The 22,449-nt window shown below is 41.3% G+C and carries 21 protein-coding genes; 9 read left to right on the forward strand and 12 right to left on the reverse strand.

Annotation, left to right across the window (positions count from 1 at the left end; translation table 11 throughout):
- The first annotated feature begins 461 nt into the window (after positions 1–461).
- From V7K41_RS25775 to V7K41_RS25785, 3 genes are all read left to right on the forward strand, one after another.
- The gene (locus V7K41_RS25775; protein WP_334853204.1) at positions 462–896 is read left to right on the forward strand and encodes a hypothetical protein; all 435 of its coding nucleotides are present in this window, start codon (positions 462–464) and stop codon (positions 894–896) included.
- A 184-nt stretch (positions 897–1,080) separates the two neighbouring features.
- A complete protein-coding gene (locus V7K41_RS25780; protein ID WP_334852806.1) occupies positions 1,081–1,638 on the forward strand; it encodes a 3'-5' exonuclease in 558 nt (185 codons plus the stop codon).
- A gap of 456 nt (positions 1,639–2,094) precedes the next feature.
- Positions 2,095–2,889 carry a superoxide dismutase gene (locus V7K41_RS25785; RefSeq protein WP_334852807.1) on the forward strand — a complete coding sequence of 265 codons (795 nt, stop codon included), beginning with the start codon at positions 2,095–2,097 and terminating at the stop codon, positions 2,887–2,889.
- A gap of 51 nt (positions 2,890–2,940) precedes the next feature.
- Here the strand turns inward: V7K41_RS25785 and V7K41_RS25790 are convergent, their stop codons facing one another.
- From V7K41_RS25790 to V7K41_RS25825, 8 genes are all read right to left on the reverse strand, one after another.
- Positions 2,941–3,651, reverse strand: a complete 711-nt coding sequence (locus V7K41_RS25790; RefSeq protein WP_334852808.1) for an ABC transporter ATP-binding protein — start codon at positions 3,649–3,651, stop codon at positions 2,941–2,943.
- Positions 3,652–3,679: 28 nt separating this feature from the next.
- Complete coding sequence (locus V7K41_RS25795; RefSeq protein ID WP_442943287.1) at positions 3,680–4,894, reverse strand: ABC transporter permease; 1,215 nt, start codon at positions 4,892–4,894, stop codon at positions 3,680–3,682.
- Between the two features lie 571 nt (positions 4,895–5,465).
- Complete coding sequence (locus V7K41_RS25800) at positions 5,466–6,995, reverse strand: efflux RND transporter periplasmic adaptor subunit (RefSeq protein WP_442943277.1); 1,530 nt, start codon at positions 6,993–6,995, stop codon at positions 5,466–5,468.
- 68 nt (positions 6,996–7,063) lie between these two features.
- The gene (locus V7K41_RS25805; RefSeq protein WP_334852810.1) at positions 7,064–7,423 is read right to left on the reverse strand and encodes a hypothetical protein; all 360 of its coding nucleotides are present in this window, start codon (positions 7,421–7,423) and stop codon (positions 7,064–7,066) included.
- Between the two features lie 355 nt (positions 7,424–7,778).
- Positions 7,779–9,101 (reverse strand): hypothetical protein, encoded by a 1,323-nt coding sequence (locus V7K41_RS25810; RefSeq protein ID WP_334852811.1) that lies wholly within the window; start codon positions 9,099–9,101, stop codon positions 7,779–7,781.
- A 149-nt stretch (positions 9,102–9,250) separates the two neighbouring features.
- On the reverse strand, positions 9,251–9,964 hold the full coding sequence (locus V7K41_RS25815) for a hypothetical protein (RefSeq protein WP_334852812.1): 714 nt from the start codon (positions 9,962–9,964) through the stop codon (positions 9,251–9,253).
- Between the two features lie 1,166 nt (positions 9,965–11,130).
- Positions 11,131–11,403 (reverse strand): GlsB/YeaQ/YmgE family stress response membrane protein, encoded by a 273-nt coding sequence (locus V7K41_RS25820; RefSeq protein ID WP_334852813.1) that lies wholly within the window; start codon positions 11,401–11,403, stop codon positions 11,131–11,133.
- A gap of 431 nt (positions 11,404–11,834) precedes the next feature.
- The gene (locus V7K41_RS25825) at positions 11,835–12,335 is read right to left on the reverse strand and encodes a DUF4174 domain-containing protein (RefSeq protein WP_334852814.1); all 501 of its coding nucleotides are present in this window, start codon (positions 12,333–12,335) and stop codon (positions 11,835–11,837) included.
- A 10-nt stretch (positions 12,336–12,345) separates the two neighbouring features.
- On the opposite strand from V7K41_RS25825, the gene V7K41_RS25830 reads away from it, so the two are divergent.
- Entirely contained in the window at positions 12,346–12,567 is a 222-nt protein-coding gene (locus tag V7K41_RS25830; RefSeq protein WP_334852815.1) for a hypothetical protein, read from the forward strand.
- A 296-nt stretch (positions 12,568–12,863) separates the two neighbouring features.
- Here V7K41_RS25830 and V7K41_RS25835 read toward each other — a convergent pair whose 3' ends face one another.
- A complete protein-coding gene (locus V7K41_RS25835; RefSeq protein WP_334852816.1) occupies positions 12,864–13,844 on the reverse strand; it encodes an aldo/keto reductase in 981 nt (326 codons plus the stop codon).
- Positions 13,845–14,038: 194 nt separating this feature from the next.
- A complete protein-coding gene (locus tag V7K41_RS25840; protein ID WP_334852817.1) occupies positions 14,039–14,185 on the reverse strand; it encodes a hypothetical protein in 147 nt (48 codons plus the stop codon).
- A 272-nt stretch (positions 14,186–14,457) separates the two neighbouring features.
- On the opposite strand from V7K41_RS25840, the gene V7K41_RS25845 reads away from it, so the two are divergent.
- Entirely contained in the window at positions 14,458–14,640 is a 183-nt protein-coding gene (locus V7K41_RS25845; protein ID WP_292867934.1) for a hypothetical protein, read from the forward strand.
- Positions 14,641–14,721: 81 nt separating this feature from the next.
- Here the strand turns inward: V7K41_RS25845 and V7K41_RS25850 are convergent, their stop codons facing one another.
- Complete coding sequence (locus tag V7K41_RS25850; protein WP_334852818.1) at positions 14,722–14,910, reverse strand: hypothetical protein; 189 nt, start codon at positions 14,908–14,910, stop codon at positions 14,722–14,724.
- Between the two features lie 1,045 nt (positions 14,911–15,955).
- Here V7K41_RS25850 and V7K41_RS25855 point away from each other — a divergent pair.
- Positions 15,956–16,291: a hypothetical protein gene (locus V7K41_RS25855; RefSeq protein WP_334852819.1), complete on the forward strand. Its 336-nt coding sequence runs from the start codon at positions 15,956–15,958 to the stop codon at positions 16,289–16,291.
- Positions 16,292–16,395: 104 nt separating this feature from the next.
- A complete protein-coding gene (locus V7K41_RS25860) occupies positions 16,396–16,794 on the forward strand; it encodes a DUF1304 domain-containing protein (RefSeq protein WP_334852820.1) in 399 nt (132 codons plus the stop codon).
- Between the two features lie 1,134 nt (positions 16,795–17,928).
- Here the strand turns inward: V7K41_RS25860 and V7K41_RS25865 are convergent.
- Positions 17,929–18,396 carry a DUF3592 domain-containing protein gene (locus V7K41_RS25865; RefSeq protein ID WP_334852822.1) on the reverse strand — a complete coding sequence of 156 codons (468 nt, stop codon included), beginning with the start codon at positions 18,394–18,396 and terminating at the stop codon, positions 17,929–17,931.
- Positions 18,397–18,717: 321 nt separating this feature from the next.
- On the opposite strand from V7K41_RS25865, the gene V7K41_RS25870 reads away from it, so the two are divergent.
- Entirely contained in the window at positions 18,718–20,982 is a 2,265-nt protein-coding gene (locus V7K41_RS25870; protein WP_334852824.1) for a glycoside hydrolase family 10 protein, read from the forward strand.
- A 265-nt stretch (positions 20,983–21,247) separates the two neighbouring features.
- On the forward strand, positions 21,248–22,441 hold the full coding sequence (locus tag V7K41_RS25875) for an NAD(P)/FAD-dependent oxidoreductase (RefSeq protein ID WP_334852826.1): 1,194 nt from the start codon (positions 21,248–21,250) through the stop codon (positions 22,439–22,441).
- Positions 22,442–22,449: the final 8 nt, after the last annotated feature.

Here is a 22,449-nt window from a genome sequence, read left to right on the forward strand (position 1 = left end):
ACCAAAATGCGATCGCACCTTGCATTGAGAACGTTGTTTTAGGATAACTCCAAAAAATCGGAGAATGCACGAATGCGTAGGCGTAGCCCGCCGTAGGCATCGCCTTATTTCAGAAAACTGCATGATTAACTTCTGTATGTGAGCAAGCGGTGAATAATTATTCTCATAATGAGAATTACTGACTTTTGCCTTGCGGTACTAGTGGTCTGTCAAATTCATTTTGACTGTTAGAGAGACGCGATAAATCGCCTAGTTGTAGAGAAACACAAAGGTATTTTAGAAGTGAATTCTCAACCTGACATAGGAACCGAGTTTATCATCAAAATTCTTACATGAGAACAATATTTAATTGATTATAAAACTGCTCTAGCATTTATCATATTGGGTATTGGGAAAGAGTTTTCCCAATACCCAATACCTAATTTATATATAAAGTGAACCCAACTTTAGATCCTCAATTAATGGCAGAACGCATAGAATCCCTCAAGGCTGGAATAATTGGGGGATTATCTGTGTGTTTTAGCTTCGCGATCGCTAGTCTGTTAAATACTCTAGTACTAGCAACGTATTTTCAGACACTTGTATGTCTGCAAAGTGATGTTAACTGGCGCTTGTGGGTAAGTGGTGCAGTTGCCACTTTTACTGGTTTCCTATTTGGTGTCACCTACCGCTATATCATCCGCTCCGATCAAAATCCCCAACTCAAAGCTGGTGGCGTGTTAGCCTTTGGCTTGGTGCGCGGATTAACTCAGATAGAATTTGGGTGGAATTCTCACAGCACAATTTGGCCTTTTTTGGTGTTGGCGGCAGAAAGTTTGTTATGGTTTGCGCTGGCTGCGATCGCTCTTGATATCGCTATTCAATTGCGTTGGGTTAAAACTTTTTCATCAATCTAAATTCCTGTGGTCTAACAGCTACCTGCAAGCCTATACAGGAGGTTGTGGTTTAAATAAATGAAAAAAGCAAAGCTACTGTAAACATCACGGTTTTGTAGTACAATACATACAAAATTACTACACGAAAATCTGTAAACTTTATACGAAAGTATAAATAATTACCATTATTAATTCTCAATCTAATATGAATACTAAAATATCCCACTATTACCTGATAGTCGATTTGGAAGCCACCTGCTGTAACAGTAAAACTATTCCCCGTCACGAAATGGAAATTATCGAAATCGGTGCAGTGATGCTCAATCGAGCAACATGGGAAATTGATTCAGAGTTTCAGCAATTCATCCAACCTGTGAGACATCCGCAACTGACAGGTTTTTGCACCGAATTGACTAGCATTCGCCAGCTAGATGTTGACGAAGCACCCAAATTTTTAGAAGCAATTTCTCGCTTTAAAGAATGGATTAATTTATTTCCCAACTATATTTTTTGTTCTTGGGGTAATTACGACAAAAAGCAATTTATTCAAGATTGTGCGTTTCATGATTTTCCTTATCCTTTTACTTCAGAACATATAAATATCAAAGAAGAATTTTCAGAATATCTTGGCGTATCTAAAAAATTTGGCATGGCGCAGGCTCTCAATGAGTTGGGGATAGAATTAAAAGGCACACACCATCGTGGCATTGATGATGCTCGCAACATTGCAGCTATTTACAGACAGATGAAAAACAAAAACTAAGCTAAATAATAGAAAAGTTGTAGTAGCATAGCCCACAATACGGTTCAGTTAAGGCTTAATTCTTTATCAAAGTAATTTTTTAACGAACCGCAAAGGCGCAAAGAACGCAAAGGAAGAGAAGAAATGCTTAACTGAACTGTATTGGCATAGCCCAGCTAAAATAATGAATAAAATCTAGCTATTATGGTGTAAACAAGATGTTCACACGGGCGGAATAAACGCCCATAGCACAATAAAAATTAAGAGTTTGATTAATAATTATTCTTAGCAAAAGAGATTTTTTTGTTACATGGTTTGAATTATAGGTTTAGAAAATAAAATTTCAGCTATATCTATTTTTGTTTAAATTAACTGACAACTAAGGTAATATATATAATATTTGGCTTAATGTAACTGCAAAATAACAGTCTACGAGCGGGTTATAAGCCAATAATATTGATTTTGAGGCTACAATTTATGATCGGATTTTGGCGAAAAAAAATAGTTTTCTTCACAACAATTGTGTTGACAATTCTGCTAATTTATCACGAACCAATACTAATAGCTGAGGCACAATCTTCTACACCAACACCTACTAGACCGTTTGCCACTGTAGCTTATCCTAATAGATCATTAAGTGCTTCTCCCGCACAGCTACCACCATTGCCTTATGCTTATGGGGCACTAGGAAAAGCTATTGATGCTGAAACGATGAAATTGCATCATGATGCACATCATGCTAGCTACGTCAACAACTTAAATGATGCATTGAAGCAGTATCCAGATTTGCAAAAAAGAAGTGTTGAAGGTTTGCTAGTGAATTTGAACAGCGTACCTGAAGGTATTCGGACAAAGGTACGCAATAACGCCGGTGGTCATCTTAACCATACGATTTTTTGGCAACTGATGAGTCCTCAAGGTGGTGGACAACCATCAGGCGCGATCGCTCAAGAAATTAACCAAACTTTTGGCAGTTTTGATGCTTTTAAAAAACAGTTTAACGCCGCGGGTGCAGCTCGTTTCGGTAGTGGTTGGGTTTGGTTAGTACGCAATCCTCAAAAGCAACTCCAAATTATCACCACAGCAAATCAGGATAACCCGATTATGGAGGGTTCATATCCGATTATGGGTAACGATCTATGGGAACACGCCTATTACCTGAAATATCGCAACCGTCGGGCTGAGTATTTGGATAATTGGTGGAATGTGGTGAATTGGCCGCAGATTAACAGACGATACCTTTCCTTTTCTACGGGACGCTCCGGGAACTGAACGCTAGGCAAAGGGCTACTAAACTACCCGATTTTCATCAGGTTTTAGATGCTATGCACATATATCCAGTCTGGTTTGTAGCTTCTTTGTTACCCCCTCAGCTAAACCATCTTTAACATGAATGATCCGATTAGTTTGATCGGCTACATCTGGTTCATGTGTAACGATGACAATCGTGATGCCTTGACTGTTTAACTCAGTCAACAAATCCATCACTTCCTGAGAGGTTTGACTGTCTAAAGCTCCAGTGGGTTCATCTGCTAGAACAAGCGCAGGGCGGTTGACGAGGGCGCGGGCGATCGCTACTCGCTGTTGCTGTCCACCAGACATCTGGTTAGGACGGTTTAACATTCGCTCTGCCAAGCCAACACGAGTTAAAGCTGACTCTGCGCGTTTTCTACGTTCCAATTTAGGAACACCTGCATAGACCATTGGCAGCATCACGTTTTCTAAAGCCGTAGAACGAGCCAGCAAATTAAACTGCTGAAACACAAAACCGATCCGTCGATTGCGGATATATGCTAACTGATCATCGGTTAGCGTAGTCAGGTTTCTGCCTTCTAAAATATAATGTCCAGATGTGGGGCGATCGAGGCAACCGATGATGTTCATCAGCGTAGATTTCCCCGAACCAGACATCCCCATAATTGAAACGTATTCGCCTTCTTCAATAGACAAGTCAATACCCTTGAGTATCGGAACCTCGACTTCCCCAAGACGATATGTTTTCTGAATTTCTTCCATCCAAATCATCGTTGCCATATTAGTAATTCTCTACTTTAAAAATGTTTTAATCACTTCTGAGCGCCGTAATTGGATCAAGTCTGGCAGCATTGCGAGCCGGAATTACGCCAGCCAGTAACCCAATTACAAACGTTAAACCAAAGCCGAACAGTATTGACCAGAGCGAAATCACGAAAGGAAATTTAAACAAATTTGAGGCAGCAAAGGCGATCGCAATTCCCAGTCCAATACCAATTACCCCTCCAATTACCGCAATCACAACTGCCTCGGCTAAAAACTGGCTCAAAATAGCAGTGCTAGTCGCTCCAATCGCTTTCCGAATCCCGATTTCCCGCGTTCGTTCGACCACTGACACAAGCATGATATTGGCAATACCAATACCGCCAACAATTAAAGAAATTACCGCAACCGCCACTATCATTACGGTAAAAAGCTTAGATGTACTAGTCAGCGTGTTGATGATATCAGCCGAATTTACAGTCCGAAAATCATCTTTATCTCCTTTATCTGGATAAATGCCATGTCTTACCCGCAAGAGATTCGTAGTTTGATACTGAGCAGCGTCTAGCTGTTCCTGGCTTTTGACTTTGACATAAATTCCTCGAATGGCAATTCCCTTAACGGCATTATTTCCTACTAGCCGAGCAGACATATTGGTAAGCGGGATATAAATTTGTTCATCCGGGTTTTGTGGCCCTTGCGCTCCCTTCGTCTCCATAACGCCAATCACATCATAGGTTTGTCCAGAGATGCGGATTTGTGCGCCTTCTGCAATACTTCCTGACCCCAGCAGTTCATCGCGCGCAGTGGGGCCTAAAACCGCCAGAGGTTTTGCCGCCTTGACTTCTTCCTCAGTAAAAAACCTGCCTGTTTGAGGATGGGTGTTGCGTACATCTGGATAATTGACATCAGTTCCAATAATGGTCATTGAGTCGTTGTTTTCGCCATAGACGACTTGGGCAGATTGTTGCAGAATAGCCGATACCCGCTCAACCCCTGAAACCTGTTGCGCGATCGCCTCAGCATCTTCTAAAGTCAATGTCGTAGCACTCCCAGCGCCTTGTTGCACCGCGCCACTTCTAGATGCACCCGCTTGCACTTGCAAAATGTCGGTTCCGAGTGATTGTAGTTGTTGCTCGGTTGCTTTTTGAGTGCCTTGACCAATGGCGGTAACAGCGATCACTGCCATAATGCCAATGATAATACCCAGCATTGTTAGCGCAGTGCGGAGTTTATTACTCCACAATGTCTCTAACGCCATTGTCAAAATTTCAACGGCTGATACTGAAGAACTGCGGATTAGAGTAGATGCCTGTTTAACCAGTGGTTTGCGATTGCGTGATTTGATCATTGCTAAACTTTGCTTGTGAAACTAAATCTAAGTACAGCATTTTATTAATTCGTAGCTAATTAAATTTGGTTATACCCTGCAATGCCATTTATCGGCTTATATAGCAGGAGGCAGAAGGCAGGAGGCAAAAGTATTACTATTCCTAGCTTTCATGCTTGTCATTATGTCCTAACCTGTGTGACTACGGCTATACCAATTCAATTAATGATTGCAACACATCCTTGGGTGAAGACGCGATTCATCGCGTCTCTACAAATGGTCTATTTGTCGCATTCTTTTTTTAAACTGCTATTACATTGTTAATGCATCGGCTTGCATTGTTAATGCATCGGCTTACGTTGTTAATGCATCGGCTTGCATTGTTAATGCATCGGCTTGCATTGTTAATGCATTGGCTTGCATTGTTAATGTCTCAGCTTGCATTGTTAATGTGTTCTCCTGTATTAAAAACGCTATGCTTTTAGGCAAAACTGTACTTGTACTAAGGACCACCAGGAGGAGGGCCACCCATACCGCCAGGAGAAATGCCCCTGTTAGTATTACTATTTTTGTTAGAATTCGATGGCGCACTCACTAAAACCTTTTCATTTCCTTGTAAACCGGATTGCACAACGGTTTTGTTATTTACCGTAGCTCCAGTTTTAATTGGCACAAATCGAGTGCTACCATTTTCTGTAAGTACCTGTACTCCAGTGCCATTACTCTGACGAGCGATCGCCACTGTTGGTACAACAAGCACATTGTTTAATTCGCCTGCATCAAATTTAGCATCAACATTCATGCTTGGAAGCAAGAGAGTCTCAGGGTCGGTGAAATCCACTTTGACTTTAACGCTGGTAACATTGGTTGCCACAGTTGCCTGAGCTGCAATCTGGGCAACCTTTCCCTTAAAGGTTTTGTCAGGATACGCATCGGCTGTAATACTTACCGACTGCCCTACCTTAATTTTGCTAATATCGGTTTCGGCAATATTTGCCACCACCTGATAAGTTGATGCCAGCGACAGAATCGAAGAAGAGGTCGATCCTGAAACCGAACTCCCAGATGTTGTCGGTGTAACAAAATCACCTGGATCGGCATACTTGGAAGTCACAATACCAGTAAATGGGGCACGAATTGCCGTGTCTTGAATTTGTGTTTGAATCGTTTTTAGGTTGCCCTGTTGCTGAACCACTTGAGCGCGTGCGGCGTCAATATCTTCTTGGCGGTTTCCTGCTTTCAGTAGTGCTAAAGCTTGCTGTTTTTCCTTAACCACAGCCTTTAGTTGCTCGATATCTTCTTTGCGTGACCCAGCTTTTTGCAATGCCAACGCTTGCTGCGTTTCATTTACGGAAGCTTTAGCACTATCCTTGTCGGCGCGTTTTTGGTTTAAAGTCTGAAGGGAAATAGCACCAGCATTGTATAGTTGCTGATTGCGGCTCAAATCATCTTCGGCTTTTGTTAAACTTGCTTGAGCGCTTTTTAAACGTGCATCAGCCTGAGCAATATCTTGAGAGCGATTACCTGCTTCTGCTTTTTCTAAAGTCGCTTGGGCTTGTTCTAATTGTGCCTGTGCTTGAGCAATATCTTGAGGGCGATTGCCAGCGATCGCCTTTTGCAAATTCGCTTGAGCAGAAGCCAGAGATCCTTGTGCTTGAATTAGTTGCCCTTGCAGATTTGAATCATCCATGTATGCCAGGATTTGCCCCGCTTTCACAGAGTCACCTTCATCTACCAGCAATTTCTTTAGCTGTCCAGAGCTTTTGGGGCTGACGTTGGTCGATTGCTTGGCTTCAACAGTACCGTTAGCTGAGATGGTAATCGCTAACGTTTCTCGCTCGACTGGGACTGTCTGCATTTTGCTTCTGGCTTCTTGAGTTGAAGAAATCACCGTCTGACGGTAAACGAGGTATCCACCGCCTGTGAGTGAACTGAATATCAATAACCCCATCAGCCATTTCGTCAGTTTGCCTTTTATCAAACCTTCTTTAAAAGGCTTGAGTGTAATTTGTTGGGGAGAATTAAATGTCATACGCTATGAATGCACCTTGGTTGTAAACAACAATTGAGTCGTTGCGTTCGACTCCCGCAAGTAATTGATTAATTAGAAGAATTGCTCAAAGGACGTGCCGGAATCCCCAACGCTTCCCGCAATTTCTCTTCGGTAACACCAAGTTTTGTAGCTGCCGCTTTCAGGTCGGGACGGCGACGCTCTCCAGCTGGTGGATTGGTTGGATTAGTGGGTACTCCCAAAGCTTCTTTTAACTTGGCTTCGGTAACACCGAGTTTTTGAGCCGCGGCTGTAAAATCTATCTGGCGGTGCGATCGCCTCCCTTGCGGTGGTTGCTCACCCGCTTGAGGGGGGTTTTGGGAGGTCAGATTCGGGTTACTGCCTGCTTGACTACAGGCTGCAAGCGTGAGGGAAATGGCTGCCAAAGCTAGAAATTGACGAATAATCATAACAATCAATCTTGTTTCGCTGAGATTGGAAAGAGTTGATAGTTTTAATTACACCAGCCCAATATGACAGCTTTCCCTTTGTCTGAATTACAATTTTGTAATAATAGCGATTCTTATTTAAATGAGTTACATGGGTAGGGTAGCACAGCTGGCTGTGCTACCCTACTGGCATGGCAAGGCTAAATTTTTGCAAAAAAATTTGTAGGTTGGGTTGAGGAACGAAACCCAATACTCCGATTGATGTTGGGTTTCGCGTTGCTCAACCCAACCTACCAGTTTAAGGTTTTTAGCGCCAACCCAAGCGTATTGGAAACTAGCGCTCTAACTTTTCGCTAAATCCCCTTATGTAACATAATTACGAATGACGGATTTTTAAAGTTCGGTGTTTGTTACCGACTATCCATAGTAGAACAATTAGCAATACAAGCGCTTTGATCGTTGATGGCTCCATTACCTTTTTCACTTCCGTAGGGCTTTGAGGAGTCACACTACATGGAATTTCAATCATCTGTGTGTGATTGGAACCATTACCACTGGGAGTCAGATCGCATTCGCCTTTGTTGTTGAGAGACAAAGGTGCATTTCCTGGAGAAACAGGTGCAGGTGGTTGAGGAGATGAAGAAACAGGTGGTTGAGCTGAAGAACTATCACCACCCAGTAGTAGAAGCAGAATTAAACCGAGACCCCCAACGCCGATTATTGGCCAAAGTGGAAAGGAATTAGAACTGCCTGGTACCAAGACATCTCCCGCAGAGCTAGGTAAAGCATCAAAAGCTATTGTTTCTCCATCCAAGGCTAGTGGATTGTCACTCAGCAAAGTATCTCCTGCGATATCTTCTCCTAAGAGCTGATTAAATTCCTCTGGAATCGCATTATTGGGGCGTCCGAGTTCTCCACCATCTTCGGAGTATGGAAAGGATAGTACTTCAAAAATCTTCTGTTGGAGTTGGTTCTGATCTCCAGAACTCAACGCATCCAAGCCTGTAGAGATTTTATCTAAATAAAAATTTGTCATCTCTGGCGACAGACCTAGAGACTGAATCTGCTCTTGAATATTGGAAATTTGTGAAGCCTCTTCAAACAGCAGTCGTCCGTATGACAATTTCAGGTCTAGTAATCCATTACGGAGGCTAACAGAGTCATTGACTCCTGAATATGGTGCCCAGTAGAACTGCTTGGTTACAAGTCCGAGTCCTTCTACTGGATTGCGACCAAAAGGTTGTCCAAGAAGGTACTGAGATCCATCCATGATTGCGGGAGATGCGTTTCTCCAAAATGAGGCGTAAGGCACCGCAGAGAGATTGGGATTATTACCGTAGAAGCTAGCGAAATTCTGGAAGTTTTTCTCCCCACCGGCTGCTCGGATCAAAAGGTTTTGATAACTAGTCCCATTGTTTAACTCCACTAATTGTTGGATTACCGAGCCAGTCTTATTGCAGGTCAGACCAAATCCCACATCACATCCAGGAATGACTCGCATCTGGCTCAAATTCTGGTTCTTAATTTGGTACTGGAGATACTCAGACTCCAGTCCTTGTTGGATGCCATAGCGTCCAACATTTAGCTGTGCAAAAGCAGACTGACACGTACTGAGTACTACTGCAACAGATGAGAATGCGATCGCTGCAAAGCGAACTACCTTCGGCATCGCAATTCTTTGAACAATTGATTTAGGCAAGATGCACCTCCACTAAACGACAGCAATTTAATTGGGGATTGGTCATTGGTCATTTGTCATTTGTCATTTGTCATTTGTCATTGGTCATTGGTCAGGAATTATTATTCTCCCCTGCTTCCCCTGCCTCCCCTGCTTCCCTGCTCCCCAGTTCAACTCTTAGCTAAATAAATGTTGATCGTGATTCCTGTACCTTTGAGATTTCCTGATGAGAGTGTGTGATATAAGACTATCGCCCGGTTTGGTTGGTCAAAAAGATACCCACGACGTGTAGGTTTAATCTTCCCTTCCTTGACTAAGGAAACGAAGGCTTGTAGATATCTACGTATACCTTGACGATTCTCTTTAGTAGTATTCGTATGACGCTCAATCAGCATCATAAAGAAGTCCAAGCTACGATTTTCCTGCCCTTGAATCAGACTGCCTTCATCTAGGAAAGAACTTGCTATGAGCCTGCTATTAACTTGTTTGACCTTAAATAAAGTAAAATAACGTCCTTCTTTTTTAGGATCGTTGGCATAACAGACCCAAGAACCCTCTTTATTTTGTGTAAAACCCTGTTCAGCAAGGTAAGAAAGCAAAGAATTACTTGCTTTAGTTTGTGGTGGAGGTAATAAATCTTCAATAGGATCTAAAGAGCAAATCCTCTGTGTTGTTTTCTGTGGATAAACAGCAGGAGTCTGTTGGGTATTGACGCGAAAGGGCTTGTCATCAGACATTTGTGTTGTTTTTCGTGGATAAACAGCAGGAGTCTGCTGGGTATTGATGTGAAAAGGCTTGTCATCAGACATTGCCATGCTAGACATTGCAGCCAACGCAGATACTTGGAGAACGATCGCTCCAAACAAACGAACTATGATATTCATGTTTTTCCTGTTACTCTTACTGACTTTGTGAATAATCGAATTTTTACTAGATCGAGATTGATCTAGCAGTCCTAAATTATTTGTTAAATTTAAGTGTTTGCCTAATTTGAGCGAGCGTAGCTTAAGTTTTGACTAATCAAATAGGACTTTTATATAGGTAACTAAGCACAAAGAGAATCAATATCTAAATAAAACACACAATGTTAATGTATTATTGACAATACAAATTGGGCTTTTTGATATTTTTACATATACAAAAACCTATTGACATTGTGTCAAAACTTTTCTATTTACTCTTGTCTAATTTTTTGCCATCCTAAGAGGGTTTTATGCCTTTTTCGCTGGCTATGATGATTCCGAAAAAAGAGCCTTAGTTAGCTCTTTAGTACCTTATATAAGCAGATTCTCAAAAGCTCTGTGGTTTGTATGTTAGGGCTTTTGTTGATTTCCTGGGTAGGTTGAATAATTTTTTGTTTTTTGGAGGTAGCACACCTAACTAGCTGTTTCAGCATGGTTACAAATTGATGTATAAAATAATATCTCCCTGATAGTAAGATAATATTACCATGAGCTTGAGACACGCAACAGTATTGTGGACAGTTGTCAAAGTTGTACACTGGGAATCGTAACTACCTCTTCATTAAATTTCATCGCAAATAGCTCAGAGGCAAGCTTAATCTATTTACACACTACTAGTATTAAGTTGTTAAATACTAGTAGTGTGTAAAGAACTAATTATATGTCTGAAAAATAACTTTAATTGAAATAAAACACGTATAACTAATAGATTGCGATCGCTAACCCAAGTTTTTAATTATCCTACCAGGGGATGTTTATGAAGGGCTACGCCTATGCACCAAATAAAGTTAAGTTAGATTACAAGTATAAAATTCGCGATTTAGCACGCTGTTGTTGTTGCTACAGACCTTATAAGCCTGTAAGGCAGAGATTTACGACTTCTCTAATACTAATTCAAAAAATGTTTGCGACAGATAGAGCATTCAAAATAAGATTATAGCCTCAACATTTTCAACCTGAATAATTTTGAGGCTATCAGCATAACAAGCAATAAATTCTGTCAGGAATTGTTGATAAACAGAACTTACGCATTGACAGGTAAGACAAAAAGTGCGTAAGTTCTAAAATAGTTAATTCAATTTAATTTATTACAAAGCACTGCGGCTATTTAACGCATTCCACAAGAAGACTGCAACAATTGCACCCAGAACTGCCACTGCAATACCCGGAATACTCAAAGAGGGAGCCGCTAGAGCAAAGCTTCCTGTACTGAAGAATACACCCAAACTACCACCAATAAAAGCACCAACGATTCCTAATAAAATTGTTGCTAAAATTCCGCCGCCTTGATGACCGGGGTAGATAGCCTTTGCGATCGCACCAGCAATTAGACCCAAAACAATCCAAGCAAGAATATTCATTATTTTTATTTGATAAACGTTTTCTAGTGACAAATACACAATAGCAATCCAAATATTGACATTCAATCTACCAACAGAAGCAATAATCCATAGCCTTGAGGATGAACGCTATTACTTCTGGTGATGAACTCCCTTAATTAAAGATGGATAATAAAAAAAAGCTCCTAGTAGGTCTAAAACTAGGAGCTAATAAATTCATTGCTTGATAATTGCAGTATATGCGTTTTTAATGAGTGTTCTCATCTACTTGAAGAATTAAGCTCAGGTTTGAAAGCAGATACTTTTGTAGGTTCGCACTTAAGTTTACTCAACTTGTAGAACTCTGGTGCTGTAAGAGGTTTGCGCTTAGGGATTGGCGTAGCATTTGTAGGAAAGGGCAATTACCTGTACTTGCATTAATGTTAAACAATAAAACCAACTGCTTTACCAATTTATCGTTCTTGCATTTCTTGCTGACGCATGGGCATAGCGTCAATTTGCTTAAAAATTGCTGTCGCTTGCACTGGTGTAGTTTCTTGGCGCTTAACACCACCATCTTTGCCGATCAAAATGACACGAAAATTTTCTCGCTCAACCCCAAAACGATTTCGCAAATTTGCAACAGAAGACTCATCTATTAACTGTCCGTTGGCATAGCTTTTATCTGTTGCCAAAACTTGAACGAGAACTAAATCTCGGTCTTGAAAATCGTTTTGGTGTTGGTTAAATACCTGCATCTGTTGCTGATAATTGTGGTTATCAACAGACGGTGCAAAGATTAGCAGCACCCGGTTTTGCCATTTTTGGGAACTGAGGTTAAATGAAGACATTTTGATAGTATGGGTTGAACCTTGGACAGTACCAGCAATGCTGACGGGCGATAGCGCTATAGACACGGCGATAGTCAGGGGGATTAATACTGAGTTATTCACTTCGGGGCTTGTTAGGCTCATAATACAGACAATGACACGAACGAGGTTTGATGAAATGTCAGAAGCTTTTCCAGACTCTTCTCAACTACAACAGTGGCATCAAGGTATTGAAATGGCTAATCGCAATAACATTTTCTGTCATTGTCGTAGTTGTAGCTATGAATGGGTGGACTCTGTGATTGATGCAGTCTGTAGTAAATGCGGCAGCAAAGATATTGAACATATCTCGTGCTGGCAGTTTCCAGATGATTGAATAAGTGTCCAAATATGTAGCTGATAAAATAGCGATCGCTACTTTTGACATCTCCTCTGAGAATTCTGGGTGATTACTTTGTTAAGCTGCGTTACAGCAGTTTTCGTTTGGATGAAGTACAAAGTCACTAGTTTTGAGGCAGGAGGCAGGAGGCTGGAGGCAGTTATGCTGGAGGGAGAAGAATAATTTAATTTTTGAGTCCTCGGTTTTGTACCTCACGCTTGTTGCAAACTGCTGTAATATCTGCTTGTGCATCGAAAGCGAAATTTGAAAAAATACTCCAGCACTGAGATGGATCAACGGTTAACAGTACTCATGTCAGGATAGCGTTCGCCAGCTGCCACATTTTTTGGTGCAACTGTTTCAAGTCGATTCAAATCTTGTTCAGTCAGGATAATTTCGGTAGCTGCAATATTCTCTTCCAAGTAAGTACGGCGTTTTGTACCAGGTATTGGGACAATATCTTCTCCTTGAGCGAATAGCCATGCTAAAGCAAGCTGACTAGAAGTTACTCCTTTTTCGCTGGCGATCGCCTTGACTTGCTCGACTAATTGCAGGTTTTTATAAAAATTCTCACCTTGAAAGCGAGGAGAATTTCTTCGATAGTCATCCGGTGCAAGATCGTCAGGGGTAGCGATCGCACCTGATAAAAATCCTCTTCCTAATGGGCTATAAGGAACAAACCCAATTCCTAATTCCCGCACAGTAGGTAAAATTTCATCCTCTGGCTCTCGACTCCAAAGAGAGTATTCTGTTTGCAGTGCAGTAATGGGGTGAACTGCTACAGCCCGTCGAATCGTCACCGGGGCAGCTTCCGAAAGCCCCAAATAACGCACTTTTCCCAGCTTGACTAACTCTGCCATTGCCCCGACAGTATCTTCAATGGGGACAGTTGGATCTACTCGATGTTGATAATAGAGGTCAATCACTTCCACGCCCAGACGTTTTAGCGAGGCATCACAAGCTTGATGGACATATTCTGGTCTACCATCAACCCCTTTAAAACCACCATCTTCAGTACGGACATTGCCAAATTTAGTTGCTAAAACTACTCGATCTCGGCGATCTTTAATTGCTCTGCCTACTAGTTGCTCGTTGGTAAAAGGCCCATACATATCAGCAGTATCAAGAAAATTCACTCCAAGTTCTAATGCTCGATGAATTGTCGCGATCGCTTCAATTTCATCACGACCGCTATAGAACTCAGACATTCCCATGCAACCAAGTCCGATAGTTGAAACTTCTAACCCTTGTTTGCCTAGCTTTCTGGTTTTCATAAAATAATTTCCTACTCAGTAATTGGTCTTAGAATATTACGCCTTTCAGCATTATCCCTTTCCCTTTTACTAAGTCATCTATTATTAGAAGTATTTACACTGATATAAGTATGTTGATTTGCGGGTACTTCACATTTATTTTACTAGCCGTGTTAAGACAGCTTTCTAGCTTATGCACTTTTACTATGGGTTTTCTAGTAAATTACTAGCCAGTTGTAGCGTTCGCGCAGCGTCTCGTAGAGAAGCGATGACCAAACGCTGTAAATTGGCTGCTGAGTTCTTTTACAGTGTTGGGTCAACAACTGGCGATTTGTGGTTGTTCTGTTCTGTTGATATCTCATTTAAACTGCAAAATACAGAGTTGTAATGCCAAATTGCCAGAACCTTTGAATATGGTATCGTCACTTCAACTTTTTCTTAGAGGAGAAGTGGAAAGAGTTGATGGCAGTTTGGTTAAATACCTCCACCAATTCAAGAGACAACTTTTAGCAAAAGTTCGTTAAGCACCCACAATAATGGTCGGTTGTTACATACACCAGTCTAATTGTTATTCGTCAGAATGTAATGGTGCAATCTATTGCACTCTTACAAAAGCTAAATACAGAGGTAAAATATGTTTCCTTTTTGGGGTAATCCATGTTACGGAAGCGAACCCATTTCGCACAAAACTAGCTTAGAGCGGAAATTAAAATTCTTGATTTGGATGCGAGATGATTTAGAGTCCAAACTAGCTGGTATTAATGCTTCTATTAATACCATTCGTCAGCAAATAGAACGTTCCGACTCACCTACTTAGAACTTAACTGATACAGCAATTCATCTCATCACCTGCTTATTGGGTAGGTGATGAGATGAATTGCAAGTGAATTGACGACTATTAACCAGTCAACTTAATAACACCTTGGCTCACTAGAGATTCAAGCTGAGAATGATGCTGTGTTTGCTCTCGTAGCAACTTGAGTTGCTCGTAACTGATAATGTGTAATCCTGGACGAACAACATAACCTTCAATGGTAATGCTTTGTGGCTGCTGGCTGTCGGTGCGGTTGTAGTTAATTGAAGGCATATTTACAAAGGGCAAGTCAGAACTGATTAGTAGAAGAGAGTTTGATTCTTCACTCTCTTACAGCTTCACACAAGTTTCTCTTAAAGGGTGACTAAGGGTTGCGTTTGGCTTCCAGTATTGAAAGAAACTATGGAAGTTATCGCCAAAGAAGTTATCGTCAAAGATTTATATATCTGGCAGCTTTGATGCCCTAGCGATCGCTCCTGTAGGAACCATAGAATACTATTGTTTTAAATCTCACAATCAATAATTTTTAACAACTAAATAGTTTCAAGTCTAGGGATACCACCAGCAACCAATCACACACCACAGATTTGCACCCGCCCCAATCCTTTTAGCCTTGAGCAGCACCAGTTTTCACAACCTTTCGCAATTTTTGGGGAATGTCTTATGTGGTGGTATCAATGACTGGTGTATATACATATATTATCGATGATTGACACCAAATCAGCGAACAGTGAAAAGTTTTCAGTCAACACAAAGTCTCAAACTCTGACTCCCGAGTCATACCTGATAACTAATTTACCCACTGCCCCAAAATTAACTCACGACAATCTTGTGGTCAACAAACCGATAGACACACTTCCGTTTTCCTTCGACCCAACCCAAAGAGTCCAGCTTCAAATCAACTTTTCTGAATAATTTTTGTGCGATGCCTACAACGGGCTACGCCTATGCTTTAGCTATTTTACTGTCTTGTCTAGTCAATCTCTGTGATTAAGAGGCGTGAGCTTTGTGAGGATATAATCTATACCGCTAACAGCCAATCAGACACCACCGACGTACACCTTCAAAGTTAACCTAGACCTGCCACTGACCCAGGACTCCTTTGCAGTAAGGCTCACCATCAAAAATTGGGATATTTTACAAAAATATTTTTCAAGGGTGATTTAAGTACAGCATTTGGGAACAATTTATGGAACTCAGATTTTTGTGGATACTTAGGTAATTTCTAAGTACCTACAAAAAGAAGATAAACCTGTTTAAAATGCAGCCTGAGTTTCCCCAAAGAGAATAAATCACCAAACTTGCAATATTTATAAAAATGCTTAATTCTGAAATTCAAAAAGACCTTCGCCATAACTTTACTGTCAATGTTATTGAAAGTGGATTTTTTGGTTTTGGGAGTGGTTTTGCTTCATTTTTCACTATTCTTCCTCTATTTGTTAGCACTCTTACTGATTCTGCATTGCTCATTGGTCTGATCCCAGCTATTCCACGCTTAGGCTGGCAACTGCCTCAGCTATTAACAACTAATAAAGTAGCTCGTCTACAGTGTTACAAACCAACTGTAATGTTGTCGACAATTCATCAGAAGCTTCCTTTTTTGGGATTAGCACTGGTAGCTTTATTACAACTACAACTCAATCACCAGCTTTAGTCATTTGCTCACAAGGTACTGATGCTTACAATTTCAGCTTAAGCCTTGTGAGCTTTCTGACAATTGCCCCGACTTTTAAAACTAATCCCCTCGGAAAATACATCATGAAGTTTCTAAGTATTCCTAAGTATTGGATCAACTTTTGTCTGGTTTGGGCTGTGGTTGCTCATCTGTTTTTCCTAGTGGCTGAGATGTTTTTGTGGCAAACCTCTTTTGTGCAAGAAACATTGCTTGGAGGTTTCACAATCGCGCAAAAAGCCGAAATCCTTGCCCATAATGTAGGTCTCTACAATGGTTTTCTCAGTGCTGGTGCGCTCTGGGGATTACTCGCTATGAATCCTAAGATACCAAAAGTCAAGCCTGCGGTCTTTATTCTGATGTGTGCATTTGTCGCAGGAATCTACGGCAGCATTAGCTTAGGACGCCCAACAGCTTTTCTACTTCAGTCATTGCCTAGCATTATTGCTCTACCTCTTATCTGGTTGGATAACCATGAAGGATAGCAATGAATTAACTCAGCAAAATCAGCCAGCTTGAAATTTGAAGAGCTATCTCTGAGTTTCAAACGAGTTTTAGTCTGCTTTCCACTATTAAATTAAACAGTTGGGATGACGGAAGCAGCGGCTCACGAGTAAAATATCAAAGCTGGTGTATTACTAAATAACCCAGTAACTGCTCAAGCTCTATAAATTCAATTTGAAAGCTTGCTTACAAGATATATAAAAATCGAATTACCTAATCCAAAAACAGAACAAGTAAGATTTGAGGAATAGCGACAAGAATATGGTCAAAACTGGCTTGATAGAATAAGACAGTTAATTGGTTATGATTTAGTATTGAGCGAACATCAAAAGAAATTATTAAAGAAATATTATGAAAAAATTTAGAAATATTGGAGGATGTCTGAAAAGTTTTTTTGTATACACCTAACCCTTGGAGATCCCCCTAAATTCCCCTTAAAAAGGGGAACTTTAAGACTTTTATTCCCCCCTTTTTAAGGGGGGTTAGGGGGGATAAACAAATATTTGATACTTCTCAGACATCCTCTAAGATTTGATAAATGATAGTAAATTAGCTGATGAAGTAAAACAGCATATAAAAGAAACTTTATTCTTACCTACTCAGAGTAACAACATTTAGAAATAATGTTTAATAATTTAATACAAAACCGTCATTAGTGAAGTATTTGATTGGGATTATTTGCGATTGTCAACATAAATCTGACTCGCTAGGATGACATTATAAATTTATAGCATTTGAGTATGACCAAGCAAGACACTTGACTTACGGGAAGCGCACTCATTAAAGAAGTCTGTCGACGGATTCGAGTAGCCCGCAGCTATTGGGATGCTCACAACAATGCTGCTTGTCGGGGCGAACGCGATCGCGCCTTAGCCCTTTACAACACCCTGACTAAGGAAGAAAAAGACCAGATTCCGCAAGTGTTGCGGGTGTGGTTGCGTTACCGCAGTGAGAAATATTTTGGCGCACACCGAACGCCGCCAAAGTCAGCACGAAAATCAAAATAGTCCAATGACTACCAAGACAACTTTTCTGTCAGTACTTTTGTGTAAGTAAGTCGGCGGCAAGGCGATCGCATTTCCACTTTGAGCAATATTAACTGACCAAATCTATAGTCACCCACCTGAAGACCAGCGTACAGGTAAGAGTGTACCCACGCTAAAAACCACAGTTAACCCACCCATACCAAACATTCCCCAAGGTACTAAGCCTTCTAGCGGATTCACCACACGCGCAGTGCCGATCGGTTGTTTAGGATTGTAACGTATCACCACCATCTGGCCGTTGTTGGAGCGGTAGGACTCATAATTGCCTGTAAAGCGAGTGCGTTTACCGTTGGCTAGAAACTCGATAACTGGTGCATAGGTTTCTTTTTGCTCATTATCATTATTGTTCGTACTGCTGCGATCGTGACGACTGATGCTGTCTACCACCGTGCCGCGTGTTTCGTTTAGCGTTGCACCTTCGTGGGCGATGATGTTACGTACCCAAAAACCGCCCCCAATGAACAGCAATCCAATGGCCAGCCCAATACTTGCGCTTAGTTTGTCGTCAAAAGTGTTTTGGTGAGGTTTGAAATTCATGGGTTTGACGATGGCACAACATTAACAATTCAAAATTCAAAATTCAAAATTAAAGACAATTTCAGACGGGGATTTAAACCCCGACTGAAACTAGGGCTACCTGTAGAGGTAGGGGTCTTAAACCCTTTTATTTACGATAAATTTGATTACAGCATCTCGACTACAGCTTACATTTGAAACATTTTTATTTGGCACTACTAACCTTATAACTGCGTCAAATATCTTGCAGCTAAATTACTGCATCAGTTTTCATGGTGTAGCAATTTAACGTTTATATGGTATTAAATATAACCAATTAACCTCATTTAATAAGCAGAAGTAATGACAATTAAGTTTTGGGAAAAAAGTAGAAAAATTAATGCAACTCTAACTAACTTACTATTTAAGCCTGTATACAGACAAGTACTACTAGGTCTAAGCAAGCTACACGTAGCGAGTCAAGAGACATCGCCGTGGCTTTTGAAAAAGCGTCTGCTGCCATTATTATGTCTGATATCATTCTTTCTGGTATTGTTACTCAACAGCTTTGCCCCTGCCGTTGCCCAACTACCTCCTCAACCTCGTCAGGAAATTCGGGGAGTGTGGTTAAGTGGTAACGATTTTAGCGTTTTTAGAAATCGTTCACAGGTGCTTGCAGCCATGAGCCAACTGCGGCAGTTAAACTTTAATACTGTTTACCCCGTAGTTTGGAATGATGGTTATACACAATACCCCAGCGCCATCATGCAGAAAATGGGTATTCCCTTTTTCTTCAAAGGAGTAGATGGACAAGATGTTATTGCAGACATTATTACTCAAGCCCGCAGACAAGGGTTACTAGCAATACCCTGGTTTGAATTTGGTTTCATGGTTCCTCTAACTTCAGAACTCGCATCACAGCATCCAGATTGGCTAACCCAAAAAGGGGATGGCACTCAAACTTCAATTAGTGCTGCGGGTGAAGTAGCGTGGTTGAATCCCTTTCACCCGGAAGTGCAAAACTTTATCCGCGAACTCGTCATGGAAGTTATGACTCAATACGATGCTGATGGCGTTCAATTTGACGACCATACGAGTTTACCTGTAGAATTTGGTTACGATAAGTACACGATAAGTCTATATACTCAAGAAACTGGCAATCCTCCTCCACCCAATCCCTTAGCCCAAGCATGGATAAAATGGCGGGCAGATAAAATTACTGCCTTTATGGTAGACCTTTACCAAACCGTGAAAGCCAGAAAACCGAATGCTATTTTTTCAGTTGCTCCTAATTATTATAATTTCGCCTATAAAATGCAACTGCAAGATTGGCTCAACTGGGTACGGTTGGGTATTGTCGATGAGTTGGTGATGCAGGTGTACCGTAATGATGTGGAAAGTTTTATCGCTCAAATTACCCGCCCAGAAATTTTAGAAACCCAACAAATCATCCCAACTGGTATTGGTATTATGGCAGGGTTACGAAATCGCCCAGTTTCCATAGCACAAATCCAATCCCAGGTAGAAGCAGTGCAACAACGCGGTTTAGGTATCGGCTTTTTCTACTACGAAAGCCTTTGGGATATTGCCCCTGAACCAGCAGCACAACGCCAGTCGGCATTTGCGGCTCTTTTCCCAAATTCAGCGTTGCGCGATATCTCGCAAAATACACCCCGCAAGCCAACTTTTAACACCATATCTTTACCTTTATATCCAAAACCTTCCCTTGGGCAACGTGTTCGCGGCTATTTTTTGGAAGTTGCGATCGCAAATGGTCAACCAAAACGTATTTTATTAGATACAGGGTCGGCAGGGCTAAGAGTTCCCAAAGAGTTTTTAGGTAATTCTCCGATCCAAAGAACAGGTCAAAATATCAAGGAGGTATTAAGTGATGGTACTATCCTGGAAGGAGAATTAGTTTATACTAATGTCCGCTTTGGTTTAATTCCCACCGCCGAACCTGTTCCCGTACAGGTTGTTACTAGTCGCCAGTGTACTGCCCAAAAACCTAAATGTTCGGCAAATAGTGGTGTGCCATTTTCTGGAATTGTCGGTGTTAACTATTTTGAAAAATCACTTCCCTATAACCCGTTAAGAAAATTACCAGGCAATCTCAGTAACGGATTTATTGTTATGGGAAATGGTGGTAGTAATAATAATGGCAGCCTAATTCTCGGTTTAACTGCTGAGAATCAAGCAGGTTTCAAAATGGCTTCTTGGAGTGAACAACCCGAAATTAATGGTGTACCCGGTAAAAGATGGGACTCTCGACTGAGTAAAGTTTGTTTAACTCTTGCTGGGAGTTCTGCGAAAAATTCGTGTAATAGTAGAGCGATCGCTGATACTGGAACTATTAATGGTTTGGTTGAATTCAAGTCAGCTTCTACAGCAGGTAAACTCAAACCCGGAGTATTAGGGTCAGCAAATGCTGTGAAAGTAGGAATTAATGGCATTTTTGATTACAGTTTGACACCAGGAACCCGTGACGGATTTAATCGCTGGAATTTGAGTATCTCGCCACAAGCAGAACTGCCTATATTTGTAAATCCTGGAATCGCCTTGTTTGATAAATACGATGTACTCTTTGACCAAGTTAATGGTAAAGAGGGTTTTCGCAGTCGGCGATGAGAAGAAATTAAATTTTGCGTCTAGTGGACAGTTAAACATTGTCCACTGGACTAATAAAATGTGATAAAAAGGAAATTTGGAATAATGCGATTTAAAAATAATGCCTAACCCTCTTCTGTCACTTTCGGAGAGGGCATTAGTAGTAACTAGTTGAAGGAAAGTTTTGATAGTTGTATCGTCATGAAGGGTTTTAAAATCTTGAAACTTTCAGTTACCCTGAAGTTAGTTGCCTAATTAATATTGATTGTTGCATAGCATAGAATAGATGACTGAACAAACTTCTAGAATTTGTATCCTTGGCGGAGGCTTTGGTGGACTCTACACAGCCCTGCGGTTAAGCCAATTACCTTGGGAATCTACGCAAAAACCCGAAATTGTTCTGGTAGATCAAAGCGATCGCTTCCTATTCTCTCCTTTACTTTACGAATTACTCACTGGCGAATTGCAAACCTGGGAAATTGCCCCACCCTTTGAAGAACTTTTGCAAGGGACAGGGGTGCGTTTTTATCAAGGTGTTGTGTCTGGAATTGACATCGACCAGCAACGGGTAAATATACAAGAAGGCCCGGAAATTCCTTACGACCGATTAGTGCTGGCGCTAGGAGGTGAGACACCGCTAGATTTAGTCCCTGGTGCAACAGACTACGCCTACACATTCCGCACAATCTCTGATGCCTATCGTTTAGAAGAACGCCTGCGATTTTTAGAAGAATCGGATGCTGATAAAATTCGGGTAGCGATCGTTGGGGCTGGCTACAGTGGTGTAGAGTTAGCTTGTAAATTAGCCGACAGACTAGGCGAAAGAGGACGCTTTCGGATTGTTGAAATCGCCGACCAAATTTTGCGAACTTCCCCAGAGTTTAATCGGGAAGCAGCAAAGAAAGCTTTAGAAGCCCGTGGTGTGTTTCTTGACTTAGAAACCAAAGTCGAATCAATAGAGCAAAATAGCATTTCCCTAGAGTACAAAAACCAGGTAGATACGATTCCCGTGGATTTGGTAATTTGGACTGTGGGAACTAGGGTTGCGCCCGTAGTCAAATCTCTTCCCCTCAAGCAAAATCAGCGTGGTCAAATCACCACTACATCCACTCTGCAAGTCCTCGATCGTCCAGAAATCTTTGCCTTGGGAGATTTAGCAGACTGTCATGATGCTGAAGGACAACAAGTCCCCGCTACCGCACAAGCGGCTTTTCAACAAGCTGATTATACTGCTTGGAATATCTGGGCAACTCTGACTAATCGCCCCCTCCTTCCCTTCCACTACCAGCAATTAGGAGAAATGATGGCATTAGGAATAGACAACGCCACTCTTACTGGTTTGGGAATTAAACTAGATGGGCCCTTGGCATACGTCGCCCGCCGTGTTGCTTATTTATATAGGTTGCCAACTTTAGAGCATCAGCTTAAAGTTGGTTTTAATTGGCTAGCCCGTCCAATAATAGAAACACTTTCTCGATAAGTTAAGGT

The sequence above is a fragment of the Nostoc sp. genome, assembly GCF_036917415.1.
In the GTDB taxonomy this organism is placed as follows: Bacteria; Cyanobacteriota; Cyanobacteriia; order Cyanobacteriales; family Nostocaceae; genus Nostoc.